The 16,352-nt window shown below is 38.7% G+C and carries 8 protein-coding genes; 5 read left to right on the top strand and 3 right to left on the bottom strand.

Annotated elements, in window-relative coordinates; genetic code table 11:
* Window positions 1-66: 66 nt before the first annotated feature.
* Window positions 67-1,470, top strand: a complete 1,404-nt coding sequence (locus tag AAC073_RS00350; protein ID WP_339921837.1) for a PLP-dependent aminotransferase family protein — start codon at window positions 67-69, stop codon at window positions 1,468-1,470.
* 30 nt (window positions 1,471-1,500) lie between these two features.
* On the opposite strand, the gene AAC073_RS00345 is transcribed toward AAC073_RS00350, so the two are convergent.
* Window positions 1,501-3,960 carry a TonB-dependent receptor gene (locus AAC073_RS00345; RefSeq protein WP_339921836.1) on the bottom strand — a complete coding sequence of 820 codons (2,460 nt, stop codon included), beginning with the start codon at window positions 3,958-3,960 and terminating at the stop codon, window positions 1,501-1,503.
* A 78-nt stretch (window positions 3,961-4,038) separates the two neighbouring features.
* A complete protein-coding gene (locus AAC073_RS00340; RefSeq protein WP_339921835.1) occupies window positions 4,039-4,860 on the bottom strand; it encodes an AraC family transcriptional regulator in 822 nt (273 codons plus the stop codon).
* A gap of 487 nt (window positions 4,861-5,347) precedes the next feature.
* On the opposite strand from AAC073_RS00340, the gene AAC073_RS00335 reads away from it, so the two are divergent.
* The 4 genes from AAC073_RS00335 (at window position 5,348) to AAC073_RS00320 (ending at window position 11,953) form a co-directional block, all read left to right on the top strand.
* Window positions 5,348-5,887 (top strand): sigma-70 family RNA polymerase sigma factor, encoded by a 540-nt coding sequence (locus AAC073_RS00335; RefSeq protein ID WP_339921834.1) that lies wholly within the window; start codon window positions 5,348-5,350, stop codon window positions 5,885-5,887.
* Window positions 5,888-6,028: 141 nt separating this feature from the next.
* Window positions 6,029-6,991: a FecR domain-containing protein gene (locus tag AAC073_RS00330; protein ID WP_339921832.1), complete on the top strand. Its 963-nt coding sequence runs from the start codon at window positions 6,029-6,031 to the stop codon at window positions 6,989-6,991.
* A 78-nt stretch (window positions 6,992-7,069) separates the two neighbouring features.
* The gene (locus AAC073_RS00325) at window positions 7,070-10,321 is read left to right on the top strand and encodes a SusC/RagA family TonB-linked outer membrane protein (RefSeq protein ID WP_339921831.1); all 3,252 of its coding nucleotides are present in this window, start codon (window positions 7,070-7,072) and stop codon (window positions 10,319-10,321) included.
* Between the two features lie 18 nt (window positions 10,322-10,339).
* Window positions 10,340-11,953 carry a RagB/SusD family nutrient uptake outer membrane protein gene (locus tag AAC073_RS00320; RefSeq protein WP_339921830.1) on the top strand — a complete coding sequence of 538 codons (1,614 nt, stop codon included), beginning with the start codon at window positions 10,340-10,342 and terminating at the stop codon, window positions 11,951-11,953.
* A gap of 182 nt (window positions 11,954-12,135) precedes the next feature.
* Here the strand turns inward: AAC073_RS00320 and AAC073_RS00315 are convergent, their stop codons facing one another.
* Window positions 12,136-16,077, bottom strand: coding sequence for a heparinase II/III family protein (locus AAC073_RS00315; RefSeq protein ID WP_339921829.1), 3,942 nt, complete (start codon window positions 16,075-16,077; stop codon window positions 12,136-12,138).
* Window positions 16,078-16,352: the final 275 nt, after the last annotated feature.

Below are 16,352 nucleotides of genomic sequence, written 5' to 3'. Positions count from 1 at the left end.
GAATCATTGATTGGTTACAGATACAATTTATTTAAATTTGAAGGGTACAGTGAAAAATCTATGTAAATGAGCCTCTTTGAAAAACTTGCTGAAAACTTTGAAAACCTCATTGCGAAAGGTACCCTAAAGTTAGGCGATAAAATGCCTTCTATACGTACGGTAAGCAAAGAAAACGGGGTTAGCAAAAATACGGTGATCCAGGCGTATTTACTTTTGGAAAGCAGGTCCTGTATCGTGTCCCGTCCTCAGGTTGGTTTTTTTGTTTGCTTAAAGGATGAACAAAGGCTACCCATGCCGATGGCCAGTAGTCCCAGGATAAATAGTGCACCAGGAAAAGAGGATGGTTTAATAGGAAAGGTTTTTTCAAATTTCGTTAACAAAAACATTACTCAAATGGCCTTGAGTGTACCTGATGAATCCTTTTTTCCAGTGGCCAGATTGAATAAATGCCTTCAGACGGCAGCCAAAACCCTTAGTGCTGGGGGGACAGGATATGACGATATTCAAGGCAACCTTCGCCTACGGAAGAATGTTTCCAAATGGTCCTTTACCTGGGGAGGTAATCTTGGGGTGGATGAACTGGTAACTACCTCTGGAGCAATGCATGCAATCTCTCTAGCATTTATGGCCTTAACCAAACCCGGAGATCGAATAGGTGTGGAGAGTCCTGTGTATTTTGGAATCCTACAGTTGGCCAAAAACATGGGGCTTAAAGTGGTGGAATTACCAACTAATCCTGAATTTGGTGTTTTACCACATGATTTGGAGGCTTTAATTGGTGAGATTGACATTTGCTTGCTTGTAAGTAATTTTAATAATCCTTTGGGGAGTTGTATGCCAGAGGAGAACAAGAAGTCAGTGGTTGAATTATTGACCCAACACAATATACCCTTGATAGAAGATGACTTGTATGGGGATGTTTATTTTGGTACAAGTCGACCAAAGCCTTGCAAAGCGTTTGACAAAGAAGGGATTGTTTTATGGTGTGGATCTGTATCCAAAACCCTTGCTCCTGGCTATAGGGTAGGGTGGATGGCCCCAGGGAAATTTATAAAGTCTATTTTAAAGCTTAAACTTTTTCATTCTATTTCCGGCACCACCGTTACACAAGAAGCTATCGGCTTGTTTTTGGAAAATGACTATTATGAAAAACATTTAAGACAACTTAGGGCGACATTGTACAGCAACTCGCTACACTTTATACGGACAATCGCAGATTACTTTCCCGAGGGGACTAAAATAAGCAGGCCACAAGGAGGTTTTGTACTCTGGGTGGAATTAGATAAAAAATGGGATACAGGGAAATTATTTGATAAAGTATTGACCAGAGGTATCAGTATAGCCCCTGGTCGCATGTTTACCCTACAGAGCCAGTTTCACAATTGCCTGCGCTTGAATTATGGATTGCCCTGGTCAGATAAGCTAGAGCAAGAGTTAAAGTTATTGGGACAGATCCTAAAGGAAGAATGATCCTCCTTTAGGATCTTATACCTACTGTTTTTAAAATTCTTTGTCTCCAAATTCACTTTTGACAAAACGTGACTTATTTCTTCCAGGGTTTATGGTATAGCTTAGGTTTAACATAAACATGTCCACTTCTAAAACGTAGTTTGTCGCCGTGTAGAATTCGCCTTCTCGCCAGGTGGTTATTCTTTGTTCATTCGTAGGTAACAACCCCATGTCCATATTGAGCCACTGGAGGGAAGCGCTAAATCGATCCCCAAAGAAAGATTTCTTTGCTACTAAATTAGGTGAAATAAACCTTGAATCTTCCCCTTGAGCAGTGATTTTTTTGGACAGGTAATTAAGTGACCATTGTAGACTAAATGAGGAAGTAAAAGCATAGCTGGTATTGGCATTTACAGAGTACACCCATGCTGAAGTATCAATAGGCCGTTCATCAAATTGGCCATTAATCTGATACCGATACAAATTGCCACCTGCAAATACTTTCCATTTTGTTGTAGGATTCAATTCAAGACCTAGTTCTAAACCAAGGGACCTTCCTGTTCCAACATTAGAATAAATCCGGTTTAAGATAGTATCGTTGTATATAGTGTTAACCCTATTGACTAAATTTTTTACATTTCTATAATAAGCAGTGGTGTAAAAACTGTTTTCACCAAAATCCTTCACCATACCGGCCTCTACCATGTCAATAAATTCCGGCAGCAAGGTTGGATCACCTTGTTCTAGGGTTTCGGAATGCTCTCTTTCTGGAAATGGATTCATTTTAAAGGTAGTGGTTCGCTCTACTCTTCTACTATAAGCAGCTTTAAAATTTAAATCTTCATTTGCACTGTATTGGATATTGGCAGATGGGTAGGGTTTAAAAAAATCATAAGTGTAGGTGCTGTCCACTGTGTTTCCTTTGTCTTGTAGATGTAGTGACCTATCCATGTATTCCAGTCTCAAGCCAGCAGTGTAATTCCATTTGCCCTGACTTCCATTCACTTGACCATAAGCCGAATGAATCAATCTTTTCAAATCTACATTTGAAGAAAACTCAGGTACAAGTTCAAATTCACCCTCACTGCTTTTCCTTTCATAAACGAAATCCCCCAGGTGATTGAGACTTCTGAATTGATAGCCTACCTCCAAGGTACCCCAATTCTGAGGTTTGGCTTTGTAATCCGTTTGCCAGCGTATTCCATTAAGTGGGTTGTCATTGGTATTGTATTCATCCTGATAAATAAGTGAAGTATTAGGGTAGCCGAGGTTCCGGTTTGTCGTAGGGCCTCCCAGCATGGTATACTCATATAGAAATGAGGTAGAGAGGGAAGCTTTATTTTCAAAAGTATGGACATAATCAAAACTACCCAAAGCAAAATCACTTGTCCGAATCCTTAAATTCTCATTGTAATACTGCATGGTGTAAACCCTCTCTTCGTTCACCACTGCATGATTGTCATAGTAAAGGATATCAGCAGTTCTGTCTTTGCTCCTTATTCCTCCGTAAAAACCCAAGCTGAAATTATTCTTTTCGTTGGGCACAAATCCAAGGGTAAATCTCCCGGAATAGGCCTCCTCGTCAAAGCCCCGCTCGCCATCGGAGGGGAAGAAGGTAGTTTTGTCATCAATTATCGTATACACCTCGCCTTCCCTGCGGCCATTGACGTCATTTCTTAAATAACTTGCGCCAAAAGACAAGTCCCACACATCTTTTTTATGGTTGATAGTGAAGTCGGCTCCATACCTTTGTGGCTTTTCCTTGTTGTCGTAATCTTGAACACTTGGTAGGCCTATCCTGGTGTTTACTTGAATGTAAGTACCATCTGTTGCACCTTTTTCTGTAGTGATATTAATGATTCCAGCCTTTCCTTCAGGGTCATACTTAGCAGATGGGGCGGTTACCACTTCAATGTTTTTAATGGCATTGGCAGGTAATTGACTAAGGATTATAGAAGGGTCTGATTGAATAGGTTTACCGTTCAACATGACAACAAAACCAGTAGTCCCCCTCACCGAAAGCTCTCCTTCCGCATTAATGGTAACTGAAGGAAGGTTTCTTATAAGGTCAATTCCATTTCCACCTTTGCCGGAAAGGAAATCAGAGGATTCGAAAACCTGACGGTCTACTTTGTGCATGGTTGTAAATCGCGAACCAGATACTTCGACCATTTCGAGTAATTGCTCATCAGGAGAGATAAATAGAGTACCTAGGTTAAGTAACTTTCCTCTACTAATATTTACAGGGGATAGGATAAGCTTTTTATAACCCATAAATTGAATGCTTAAATAGTAATCTCCCGGTTTAATGCCTTTTAATTCAAAAGTACCATCAGGTTCGGTGACCCCACCATTAATGAGACTGGAGTCAGCAGGCGAAAAAAGGCCAATACTTCCATATTCGATTGGGGTATTTTCCTTGGCATCTTTAAGTGTCCCATTTATGCCTGTTTGGGCATATACACAGTTGAAAAGAAGTAAATTTATTAGGATTAGTTGGGCTGTTTTCATCAGTTTTATTGCTTTTGATGCAAAATAAGCTAGTAATTGCGTTATTATCGTGGTATATTTTTACCAATAATGGTGATTTTATGACAATAACCTAGCACGATATTCCATGGGCGTTAAAGTTGTTTGAGATTTAAAGAATTTAATAAAATTAGAAGCATCCGAAAAGTTCAATTGAAATGCGACTTCATTTACAGGGAAATTGGTGTGGGTTAGTAGGTTTTTGGATTCAATTAACAAGCGTTCTTTTATAATTTCTATGGCATTACAACCTGCCGCCGCTTGACAGATTTGATTGAGTTTTCGGCTACTTAGGTTCATTAAATTAGCGTACTCCTCAGAGGTCCTGAGAGTTAGGTAATTTTCATTGAGTAATTTTTTTAGCTTGCTAAATTCACTGATAAAATTTGGATGGATGTGGTCTTTAAGTGAAGATAGGTGTACAGTTTTTAAAATTAAGGTGTTAAGGTGGGCAGACAGTAATTCTAAAGGTTCGTCATTTTTATAGTCCAAGTAGAAAATATTTAAATGGTCCAATAAGGTGTTTGCTTGACGAGGCATGTTGAATAGGTCGTGGATCCTAAATAAATTGTCTAAAGCGGAAGGGTAGCTTGAAAGTGCTTCCTCTTTGAACATGACAACATATCCTTCTGGAATTTTTGAGAAGTCCCAGCAATGGACTTGGCCTTGGTTTAAATAAAAGCCTACAGGTGGAAGCACTTCATGCTTGGTATCGTCTACTATGTGATAGCCTGATCCTTTATTCAGGTATATCAATTCATGGTATCCTTCGTGCCGATGTGGTACCGTAGGCTTTATGACTGGCTTCATTTTCGAAACCTTGATAACAAGCTCCTTATCAATTTTATTTTTTTTGCCTATTTCCTTTATTTCCTTTCCCATATGCTATTTGAACTGCCCTTTATTGGTTAATTATTAACAAAAAGCAAAAATACAGAACCAAATCAGGGTTTTGCACACAGCCAGTGTATTAATTTAAACAAAAGATAAAACACCCCTATTATTGGATTAAAAAATAGAAGCCTTCGATGATGTTTATAGTCTAAAGTGAAAAAAACTAACCTTATATTTCAAAAAAAATTAAACAATAATATTGGTTGAGTTGTCCATATTAATCGATGTTTGTAGTGTTTTTTTCAGGGTATATAAATCGTTTTTTGGGAACCTTAGGCTTTGACAAACTAAATGTTCAGATCATTTTTACGATTAAATTATTTGATAGTTAATTTAATAGGGGATCGGGTAAAGACTAGGGTAAATACCAGTTAATTCTTAAAATTTCTACCCAGTTCCATAAAAGTTAATTGGAAACTAGAAAATGTTGCTATAAATTGGAAGGGTTTAGCAAGGGAATCCTACATTGAATAAAATGAAAAACGCTGATATATTATTGTTAAAAGATATGGCTAAAGGCAATGTGAAAGCATTCGAGGCCATTTACAATAAATATTGGGATCTATTGGTACGGCAAGCGTATGCTAAATTAGGTGATTTTTCAGAGGCCGAAGATTTGGTTCAGGATATTTTTTTAACCATTTGGAACAATAGAAAAGAGCTAACTGTGCAAAAAAACTTAAAGGTTTATTTGCTCACAGCAGTAAAGTATAAAGTCTACAAAGCAATTTATAAAAGGAAAACAGTTTGTGATATTTCCTTGATTGATGAAGTACTGGTTCAAACAGAGGTTCCTAGAATTTTAGAATTTGAGGAATTGTATGAGAAAATAGAGGTAGCCATCAATAAATTGCCTGAGGGCCAAAAGGAGACTTTTAAACTTAGCCGTAACCAGCAGCTTTCCACTAAAGAAATTGCGTCCCAACTCCAAATTGCCCCTCAAACAGTTCACAATAAGATTCACCTCTCTCTAATTTTTATCCGTGCAGAGATAAAAAATTATCTCTGGGGTTAAAACTCTTTTTATCATTCGCCCTTGGTTCACCTGTCTTTGATGTTATCAAAAGGTGAATTTTTCATTAAAATCAAAAAATAAATAAATTTATTAGGTAGTAAGCTACTGTTTTTGACACTTAGTATATATACAAGGTAAATTATGAATATTCCAAATCATATTTCGCAACTAATAAAGAAGGAATTAGAAGATGAACTAAGTCCGGAGGAAAGATCAATTTTGAACAATTGGTATGAAGGGTTAGAAGTTGGGAATGAAAAAGTCCTAGACACTAGGAAAGAAGAAAATTTAAAAGCTTTAATGTCGAAGATAAAGCCTCAACGCCATGCCAGAATAGATTACAATTGGATTGGTTGGGCAGCGGCATTTTTTGTAGTGTTTTTAGGGATATTTGAGATTTATAATTTGAATAAAACTGAAGTAACCGTTGAGGAAAAGCTAGTTGAGGAGCGTTTTGAAAAGTTTATCAATCCTAGAGGAGTGAGGAGAAAACTTACTTTGGCAGATGGGTCAGTGATATTTTTAAATGGTGGGAGTAAGGTGGAAGTAAGCAAACAGTTTTCGGCCAATCGCAAAGTGTATCTTGAGGGAGAGGCATTTTTTGAAGTTGTAAAAGATCCTGAAAATCCTTTTGTTGTAGTGACAGATGGATTAGAAACCAGTGTGTTAGGAACAGCTTTTACAGTCAGTGCTTATAAAGGAAAACCGCAAACTGTAGCGGTGAAAGAAGGGAAAGTAAAAGTAATTGAGGCAGCAGGAGACGACGGTAATGAGGATAATTTCTTAATTGCCAACGAGCAATTAACTTACAAAACAGATACTGGATTAGGAAATAAAATAAAAATTAACCCAGATGTAAAGTTTGCCTGGGTTAATGGAAAGATAATTTTCAACCAGACGCCAATCAATGAAGTCTTCATAACTTTGTCCAATTGGTATGGATTAGAATCCGTCGAATTAAGTGATAAAAATATGAAATGTTTGGTGACAGGGAGCTACACCAGGATGACACTAGAAGATATTATGGAATCAATTAAATATGCTACAGGAATTGCCTATGAGATAAACGGGAAGCACTTAAAAGTAAGAAAAGGGAATTGCTAAAAGTGACGCTACTACCAATAGCGCCACCATTATATAAGCAATTCATTAAAAATGAATTACATTTAACCATTACAAATTATGAAAAAAAATTTACTCATCCTTTTTATGAGGATCACTATGCGGATATTTTCCATTGGTTGCCTGTTTTATCTCGGTTTAGGGGTAGGTTGGGCATATAATTCAGATGCCCAAATAATGAAAGAGACCAAAATCAGTCTTTCTTCGGAAACTGAAAAATTGGTTGACATTTTCAGTCAGATAGAAAAACAAAGTGATTTCAACTTTGTATATGAAAATGCACTCCAAAAAGATTTGGTTTTAAATATTGGTCTGAACAAATCAGACTTAGAGACTATTCTTGAAGAAATTTCAAGAAAAAGTAATCTTGTTTTCAAGCAGATCAATAATACTATAACGGTTGCTGAAAAGAATTCGTCAGTCAAAACGAATGCCCCTCCAGTTTTTCTAAAATTGGTAACGGGAACAATCGTAGATGACAATGGCAATCCTATACCAGGGGCTACTATATTAGTTGAAGGCACAACAACAGGTACTGCAACAGACTTGGATGGGAATTTTTCTATTGACGCCCCTGCTGGTGCAGTCTTGGTTATTTCATTTATTGGATATGAGTCTGTAAAAGTAAACGTTGGAAATCAGACCAAGATAAACGTCACTTTAACTGAAGATGAATCTTCCTTGGACGAGTTTGTAGTTGTAGGTTATGGTTCTGTTGAGAGAAGGGAAATAACTGGATCGATCGCATCCATTAATAGGCAGGACATTGTCAGCGAGCCTACTTACTCCTTTGAGAGTTTACTTCAAGGAAGAGCTGCTGGTGTAGATGTAGTTGCTGACAGTTACAGACCCGGTGCAGGGGCCACAGTAAGGATCCGTGGTGCGAGATCGTTGGTTGCAGGGAATGATCCATTGATCGTTATGGATGGTATTCCTATTGCTGGAAACCTTATGGACATTAACCCATCAGATATTGAGTCCATTGAAATATTAAAAGATGCATCAGCTACAGCGATTTATGGTTCCAGGGGATCCAATGGAGTAATATTGATTACGACAAGGAGAGGATACTCAGGAGGAACACAGATTGAATACAGTGCTTTTGCAGGTATTCAGAACATTTCCAACAAAGTGGATTTGATGGATGCCGAGACATTTACTGAAATGCAACGTGATGCTGCAAGACAACAAGGGTCTTACACAACCGATGAAGCTTTATTCCTTGATTGGGAATTAGAAGGAATTCAAAATGGCGTTGATACTGACTGGCAAGAAGCAGCTTTTAAAACTGGTTTTCAACAAAACCATCAATTAAGTGTAAGAGGTGGAACTGAGGATACAAAATATGCATTGTCAGGAACTTATCTTGACCACAAATCAATCGTTTCAAATAATGATTTTTCTCGTTTCGTAGGAAGGTTAAACTTGGATCAGGAAATAAGCAGTCGTTTTAAAGCTGGCGTTTCAGCTCAGGTGACCACTAGTGAAGAATACCAGGGAGGTAATTTTAGAGACTTAATCCTAAGAAGTCCTTTGGATTGGCCTGAAAGAGCTGAAGGAGCGCTTTCAAGTGAATTTGCTGTGGGTGAGAGCTTTCCAACCTTGGCTTTGGATAGGGATTTATATATTGATAGAAGAGACCGTACTCGTATAATCACAAATGTTTATGCAGAGGCTAAAATAATAGACGGATTAACCTACCGATTTAATTTTGCTCCTGACCTTACCTATTACGATAGAGGAACACATCAGTGGCAAACTTCTACTGCTAGTGTAGCCAATAGCAAGACGAGCAATATCCTTTATGAAAATATTGTCAACTATTCTAAAGATATAACTGCTGATCATAAAGTCCGTGCAACGGGTCTTTATAGTGTTCAGACTTTAAGGGAGTTGGGTACAGGTGTTTCTGTAAGAGGACTGCCTTTCGAACAACAACGTTACCACAATATCGGGACTGCAGAGGAAACCACCTCAAGAAGCTCTTACTTAAATGAATGGGCGCTTGAATCTTATATGCTTCGTTTGAATTATTCAATGAAGGATAAATACATTGTAACCATGACTGGTAGGGTAGATGGTTCCTCTAGATTAGCAGAAGGAAATAAATACGGTCTTTTTCCATCAATGGCTCTTGCTTGGTTGTTGGATAAAGAAGATTTTATGTCCAATAACTCGACCTTTGATGAGTTGAAATTACGTGCCAGTTATGGTGACGTGGGAAATACAGGTATTAACCCTTATCAAACTCAAGGAAGAGTACAACGTGTAGGTTATGCTTTTGGAGACCAATCCGTTTTCGGGTTTCAAAGTGCAGAATTGGCAAACTCTGAATTGAAATGGGAAAGAACAAGGCAAATTGATATCGGAGTAGATTTCTCACTTTGGAATAGTAGAGTGATGGGTACTGTTGGAGTATACGAACAAAGGACCATTGATCTGCTTATGAACAGACAATTGCCTCCTACTTCAGGATTTTCAAGTACATTGGAAAATGTAGGAGCGACCAGAAATAGAGGGTTTGAGTTTAATGTTTCAACAGTGAACATAGAAGCCAAAAGACCAGGTGGTTTTAGATGGACTACAGATTTTGTTTTTCATGCCAATAAAAATGAGATAACTGAGTTGTATGGTGGTAAAGAGGATGATCCAGGTAACCTATGGTTTATCGGACAGCCAATTAACGTCTATTATGATTGGGAATTCGTTGGTATCTGGCAGGAATCAGAGCGTGACCTAGCAAACTCTTATGGTGCCAACCCTGGTGACATGAAATTAAATGATGTTAACAATGATGGTAAGATTAGTGCAGACGACAGAATGCTTTTGGGCTCTGACGTTCCAAGTTGGACAGGTAGTTTGAACAACAGGATTACTTATAACAATTTTGATTTTGCGTTTTTTATCTACACTACCCAAGGAATCAATATTTTCAGTGAGGCTGGAGGTACTTCCCTTGGTGGGATGATTAACCTTAGAAGGGGTTATAACTTGAATTCAAGAGATGTCCACTATTGGACTCCAGATAATCCAAGTGATGAATATCCTCAGCCGAGGGTTCGTGGCCATGATTACTCTACCCCAATGGGCTATTTTGATGCAAGTTTTGTCAGAGTGAGGAACATCACTTTGGGATATAGTTTGCCAGATAATGTTTTGGATAGATTAGGCTTGAGGAAATCCAGAATCTATACAGGTGTTCAAAATCCATTTACTTTCACTCAGTTTCCTGGATTGGATCCTGAAGGGGCTAGGGACCATGATATGCCTAATTACAGAACCTTTTTGTTGGGTATTGAACTTGGATTTTAAAAAACTAATGTTAAAAAGATGAAATCTACAATAAAATATATACTTGGATTGGCTGTCTTTAGTACTTGCATAAGTTGTGCGGACCTGACAGAAAATATGATTACAGATACCGTTGCTGACGTGCAATTTTCCACTGCGGTGGGATTGGACGAAGCATTGGTTGGTGCCTATGTACCTTTAAGGTGGTATTATGGTAGAGAGCCTGGACTATTGATGAATCTTTTCGGAACAGATTTGTTCAAGGAAGGACAAAGCTATAACTCTGAATGGGACAATTATGGCCCAGGTTTAAATGCTTCAACTGTGCTTTCTCCTGCTGGTGACGTACTGGTATGGGAGCATTTTTATAAAGGGATCAATTATGCCAATACAGTTATTTCAAGAGCTGATGGAATTGAAGGTCTGAATGAAACCACCAAAAGGGAGAAGATAGCCGAAGCGAGGTTTCTTCGTGCTCACTATTATTTTGTTTTGGTTCAGCATTTTGGCCCAGTACATCTAACTTTGGAAGAAACAAAGGGAGTAGAATTGGAAGCGTTTAGAACTTCTGTGGAAGAAGTTTACGCAGCAATCATAGCAGATTTGGAATATGGCATTGAAAACCTTCCTATGGAACAAGTTCAGTACGGAAGGCCTACAAATGATGCCGCTACCAACCATTTGGCAAAGGTCTATTTGACCATGGGTAATTGGGCAAAAGCATCAGAACTAGCGATTCAGGTAATTGAGGGCGGAAGACATCAATTATTGGACAACTATGCGGATATTTTTGATCCTTTTAACCAAAGACATTCAGAGGTTATCTGGTCTGTTCAATGGGGTGACAATACAGAAGTCAATAATCCTGACAATCAATTGCAGCGTTTTCTTAGCCCTAGGCAATGGTTGCTTCCTGGTTTAATTGGAGATGATATGTACCATATTGGGATCGCTCGTTTCTGGCCTACAGACTTTACATTAACCACATTGTTTGGAAATGACTATAGAAATGGAGGATTACATATCCGAAATGATTCCAGGTATAGTGTTACCTTCAAAGAAGCTTGGTTGTACAATGACGAAGCCAATGTACCTGCTGGATTCTCTATAGGGGACACAGCAGCTTGGTTTACCAATGATCCAATTAGGCAAGAATTTACGCCAGATGAAATAGCAAATGCACCTTATAGGTTAGTCATTGTGAAAGATAGGAATGATGTGTTTTCTCCTACTGTACAAAAGCATCGTTATCCTTTTCTTAGAAATAATGGGAGAGATTATATGTACATGCGTTTAGGAGAAACTTATCTTATAGCTGCTGAGGCATTGATGATGCAAGGTAAAATGGATGAAGCTGTAACTTACTTTAACATACTTAGGAAAAGAGCTGAATTTCCAGGTGGTGAGGAAATTCCTTTGATTACTGCTGCTGAACTTGATATCGATATGATTCTTGACGAAAGAGGTAGAGAATTGGCTGGAGAATTACACAGATGGACTGATCTGAAAAGAACAGGAAAACTGTTGGAGAGAGTTAAAATGTACAATCCAAATGGTGGCCCTAATATTCAGGAATACCATACTCTTCGACCTATTCCACAGAGCCAAATTGATAGAACTAAAAATGATTTCCCGCAAAACCCGGGTTATTAATTCAATATTCGCTATAAATCTCGATCTATTGATTGTGTAGCAATGGTATTTTAGATTATACTAATTTCCCCCGACTTTCAAAGGTCGGGGGATTTTTCTGTTTAGGACTATTGAGTTTAATCCGAAATTGGCATAGATCTTCCGTTACGTAATGGAATGGCTACAGTATTTATAAAGTTTAACTACTCTAACTCATAGCTTATGCTTTCTTTTTTCCCATTATTGATTATATCTAAGGTGACTTTCTTACTGCCAATTTTAGTTTTAGAGGCTATTTTAACAACCACATCAGAAGGAGCTGTTCCTTTAAAAGGTTCGAGACTTGTAACAAACCTCAGGCCTTTACCCTTACCATTCCACTCTTTCTGAAATGAAAAGGCAGACCTAGGCTCTTTCTTAGTATAAACGAAGGATACCTGACCTTCCATTGGGTTTAGGTTTAGGCTTTCGGTCTCATGAGCTTTAATTGAGAGGTTATAGCCTTCATCAAACAAAGTTTTGACAGCAAGCTGGTGCTCATCCATTTCCACCATCCCGGGAGCGAGTTGGAAATTCAGGTCAAGCGTCCCTTTGTCATCTCCTAAAGCTTCGTCAATGATGATAAAAAAGGATTTATTGAAAAATATCACAGCTCTTCTATGTGCCAATCCTTCATAATTCTGATTTTCCACGACTAAAATATCATGTTTTTCTCCAGGTTGCCAAAGAAGTAATTTGGGAGCATAAGCAATGTTTTCACCGTTCAGAGTGAGGGTTTGATGTACTTTGCTTTGCCTGAACCAAGCCCTACCTTCAGGGTCTCCACTATAAATAAAGCTCCCTGAATCTGGTGTGAGGTTTCTCCCACCAGCGTATAGTTCAAAGGTGCCATTGTCAGGCTGGCTATGTCCACCACCGTCTGGTCCACATTTCAACACCAAGGATATGGCTGAAGGATCCCAGGAGCTTCGCATGGAGTACAACCCACTTTGAGGGAAAGCAAATGCTGTTTTTTCGGGTTTGAGACCTTTTTCTCCTTCAGTACCCACATATAGGAAATCAGGTCTGTCAAAAAGTGCGGCCCAGGTTTTTAATTTGGCATAATGCTGTCCAGGACTACCTGTCCATGCATCTCCAAATTGAGGAGAGGTGCCATCTGGAAAGGCAAGTTTCATGGGTACTTCAGCCATTTTTTCAATCATATTAAGGTAATCTTCAGAAAAACGATTGCCCATACCATTCAGTTGAGCAAGTTCATATGTCCTCAAAAACCAGCTAATGCTTCCCATATGGTAGCCAAAAGCCAGTTCTCTTTGGTGCCCGTCAGGATAGACCTGTTCTTGGATTTCATTGTTAAATCGCTCTATAGCCTCATCCAGCCATTTTTCTGAAGCGGTAAATTCAGGGAAGGTCATGGCGATAAAAGCCATTCCTTCAGCTTCCATTAATGCCCAGTTGCTTCCAGAGCTGTACTTTGTCATCAGGTATTCGCTATGGTCATAAATACTGCTTAAAAAGAAAACCAGTGCTTCGGGGCTGAAATTTGGTGAATGTAGAAAATTGTTAAATACGTGGGTCCACCTATTACCTCGAATACCCGCTTCAATGGATCTCCATGCAAGGGGGTGGTCCTTGTCTCTGGGGTTTTTAATCACCCAATCCAATATTTGTTTGTTCCACTCGATGGCAAATCGTTCATCGTGCTTTTCTTGGTAAACCTTGCCCATGCTTTGCCAAAATACCATCCTGTTTAGCTGCCAAACCCATTCTTTGTCCTTCACAGGTTGGCTCTCCCAGTCAATGTCCCATCCAACAAATTGAGAAGGGTAAGCAGGTTGACCAACCATAACATGATTCAAGGCATTTTCAGCATGCTTAATGTCCTTTTGTGAAGGATTTCCGGAATAGTGTCCATTGTCTGAGGGATGTTTTGTATTGGTTCTATTTTGAAAATAGTTAAGTAGAAAACGTGCCGCTAATAATGGGTTTTTGCTCTGGTTTTTTACCTCCTCTGGTAAGTTAAGGTTTTGAGCTACTTTGTCCCATTTCTCTAGGAAAAGGTCATTAGGAACAATGGCTGTGCTTACCTTTTTATTGTGTTGTAATAAATTATAAGCCCAAGTTTCATCAGGGTTTGCTTTATAGTTTATGCCCAATGCTCCATTATTGCGGATAAGGTTGTCATTGATTCTTATTTGGCGATTACCTTTGTGTAGTTGTTCTAAAAACAATCCATTTCTATCATTTCCTTCAAGAAGGTTAGAGGTAATGGTTATTAATTGAGACTCATTGACCTGAATGCCATCCAATTTGTTTCTGCTGCTTTCATTGTTTGTTAAGGTTATGTTTTCGCATAGGCTTGCCATAATTCCTGAACCCCAGGGTGAATTGCTAAACCTACTTTCCTTAATTAAAATGTCAGAGGAACGGAATAGGTGTAAGTTATGATGCAGGCCTTTCCCAGGCACTACGTTGGAACCATTGTCACTAAAATCACAATTTGTGATCTTTATATTTGCGACCCCTCGTAGAGAAACCCCATTTTTGGTGAAATTTCTTACAGTAAGGTTTTCTAGTTGAATATTTTGGATTTGGTTAGGCAAATCAGCAGCCAATACCAATCCCTCTCTTCTAGGTGCGGATTGTCTTGCACGAGATCTTCTGCCTTGGTTAGGGTCATATTCTATTTCGGCACTTGTTCTACCTTCAATTACAAAATTCTTTAAGGTGATATTTTCAATAGCTGGATTTTGGTTTCCGATGGTAAGGCCACTTGTCTTTTCGTCGAGTAAAAGTAGGGTACTTAAACCATAGCCTTCCAAATGGGTATTACTAGGTAATTCCAAAGTTTCCATTAATACATGTTGGCCTTTTGCCAATAAAATCTTTTGTCCAGATTTACTTCCTTCAACTATAGCCTTTTGGATGGACTGTCCCGGTTGAACTTTGATGAAGTCCTCTGAATCCATTAGGTCTAAATCTAAACGTGCACCTGTTTGTTCCCTGGCTTTTTGCAAAGGCTCTTTAACATTATCCAGCTGATTCACTAGTTTTACTGGCGCTCTATGGGATTCCAAAAACCCCCAAGTTGAACTTGGCCTTGTTAAGTCAAGTGCTTTTTCAGTATAAGGCATATTGATTTGCTTCACTTCGGTGTAATGCGCAAAGACAGACTCGTAGATGTCCCTAAATTCACCACGGCCTCTTTGTGATACGTTTCCATATACGGGTACTTCATCACCGAGCATAAATTTGGCTGTATATTCGAATCCGAGTGCCAACCTGTTGTCCGCTACGCTATAAAAGTCTAACCCTTGGGTCCAAGCTATCTGGGCAGCTTTAGCAAATTCTCCTAGCCCTAATTGTACATGTGGCCAATCTCGAGTAGTTTCTTGAATTTGACCATTTGGGTAGATGTATTTGGTTATTCCTCCGTTATTGGCCCCCAAAAAATACCTGTCTACCGCTCTTTTAAAAATATCAGGTCGGTCTGTGAATATCCCTATGCCAAGCATGGTATTGATCATGGCAGCATCCCAATTGCCATTGGCTTCGGAGAAAAAATCCTTGATGTACGGGTAGAAGACGGTAAGCATAAGTTGCTCGAATTTCTCAATTTCCCCATTGTCCCATCCGGAATTGCTGTACCTTAATATTTCTGCTGCATTGAGGAAATACTGCCCTGTCAATGCCGCAATTAATTTTGCGTCATTGTCATCAAAATCCCAAAGCTGGGAAGACCAGGCATTGATGATTTCCATGGCTTTTTTAGCATGTGATTGTTCTTCGGTAATGTACCAAAGCAATGCCTGTCTATAAGCTTCTTTAGCACTTTCAGAGAGTTCTCTATGTCCTTGACCTTGCCGACCGTAAGAACCCCTGACCACATGCGTAAATGCTTGTACTTTAAAATCATTTTCCGATTCTTGCTTTAAATTTTCGAAGGAAGATTTCCATGGTTCTATTCCTTGCTGAATTTGAGATTTCATATAATCTAAATCAGCTTGGTTTTGTAATATTCCTGGATGGACAAAAGAAGTTGGGTATACTAAATCTGAATGACTTTCAGAAACCTGTGCCAAGCTATAAAAACTGGCAAGTATTGAAATGGCAAAAAAGGCTATCGTTAATTGAGTTTGTCTCATGGGCTGTATCAAAACTTTGGTCAATAATTGAAAATATACGGCTATGCCTTCAAAAATGAAAGGATTTTAGTGATGGGTGAAGTTTGTCAAAAATAAATGGTGGTAATGAATGATGCTAGAAGGGTTGGATTAAGTTTTACTGCCTCAATGTTTCCTGAAAGACATAATTTCCAATTAATAAGGGCTGTCTAAATATTAGATTCTTAGCTCAAATTTTAATGCGTCAATTTTCTTCCAGTAATGATCGTTTCGTGAAAGGCTAATTTTTCAGCATC

Origin of the sequence: uncultured Cyclobacterium sp. (genome assembly GCF_963977555.1) — a bacterium.
In the GTDB taxonomy this organism is placed as follows: domain Bacteria; phylum Bacteroidota; class Bacteroidia; order Cytophagales; family Cyclobacteriaceae; genus Cyclobacterium.
The sequence above is the reverse complement of the archived record's forward strand: the minus strand, read 5'-3'. Positions and strand labels throughout refer to the sequence as shown.

Excerpts from the sequence above, each read along its gene's own strand:
- AAC073_RS00320 (WP_339921830.1), top strand. The coding sequence starts at position 10,340 with ATGAAATCTACAATAAAATATATACTTGGATTGGCTGTCTTTAGTACT.
- AAC073_RS00315 (WP_339921829.1), bottom strand. The coding sequence starts at position 16,077 with ATGAGACAAACTCAATTAACGATAGCCTTTTTTGCCATTTCAATACTT.
- AAC073_RS00345 (WP_339921836.1), bottom strand. The coding sequence starts at position 3,960 with ATGAAAACAGCCCAACTAATCCTAATAAATTTACTTCTTTTCAACTGT.
- AAC073_RS00335 (WP_339921834.1), top strand. The coding sequence starts at position 5,348 with ATGAAAAACGCTGATATATTATTGTTAAAAGATATGGCTAAAGGCAAT.
- AAC073_RS00340 (WP_339921835.1), bottom strand. The coding sequence starts at position 4,860 with ATGGGAAAGGAAATAAAGGAAATAGGCAAAAAAAATAAAATTGATAAG.
- AAC073_RS00325 (WP_339921831.1), top strand. The coding sequence starts at position 7,070 with ATGAAAAAAAATTTACTCATCCTTTTTATGAGGATCACTATGCGGATA.
- AAC073_RS00350 (WP_339921837.1), top strand. The coding sequence starts at position 67 with ATGAGCCTCTTTGAAAAACTTGCTGAAAACTTTGAAAACCTCATTGCG.
- AAC073_RS00330 (WP_339921832.1), top strand. The coding sequence starts at position 6,029 with ATGAATATTCCAAATCATATTTCGCAACTAATAAAGAAGGAATTAGAA.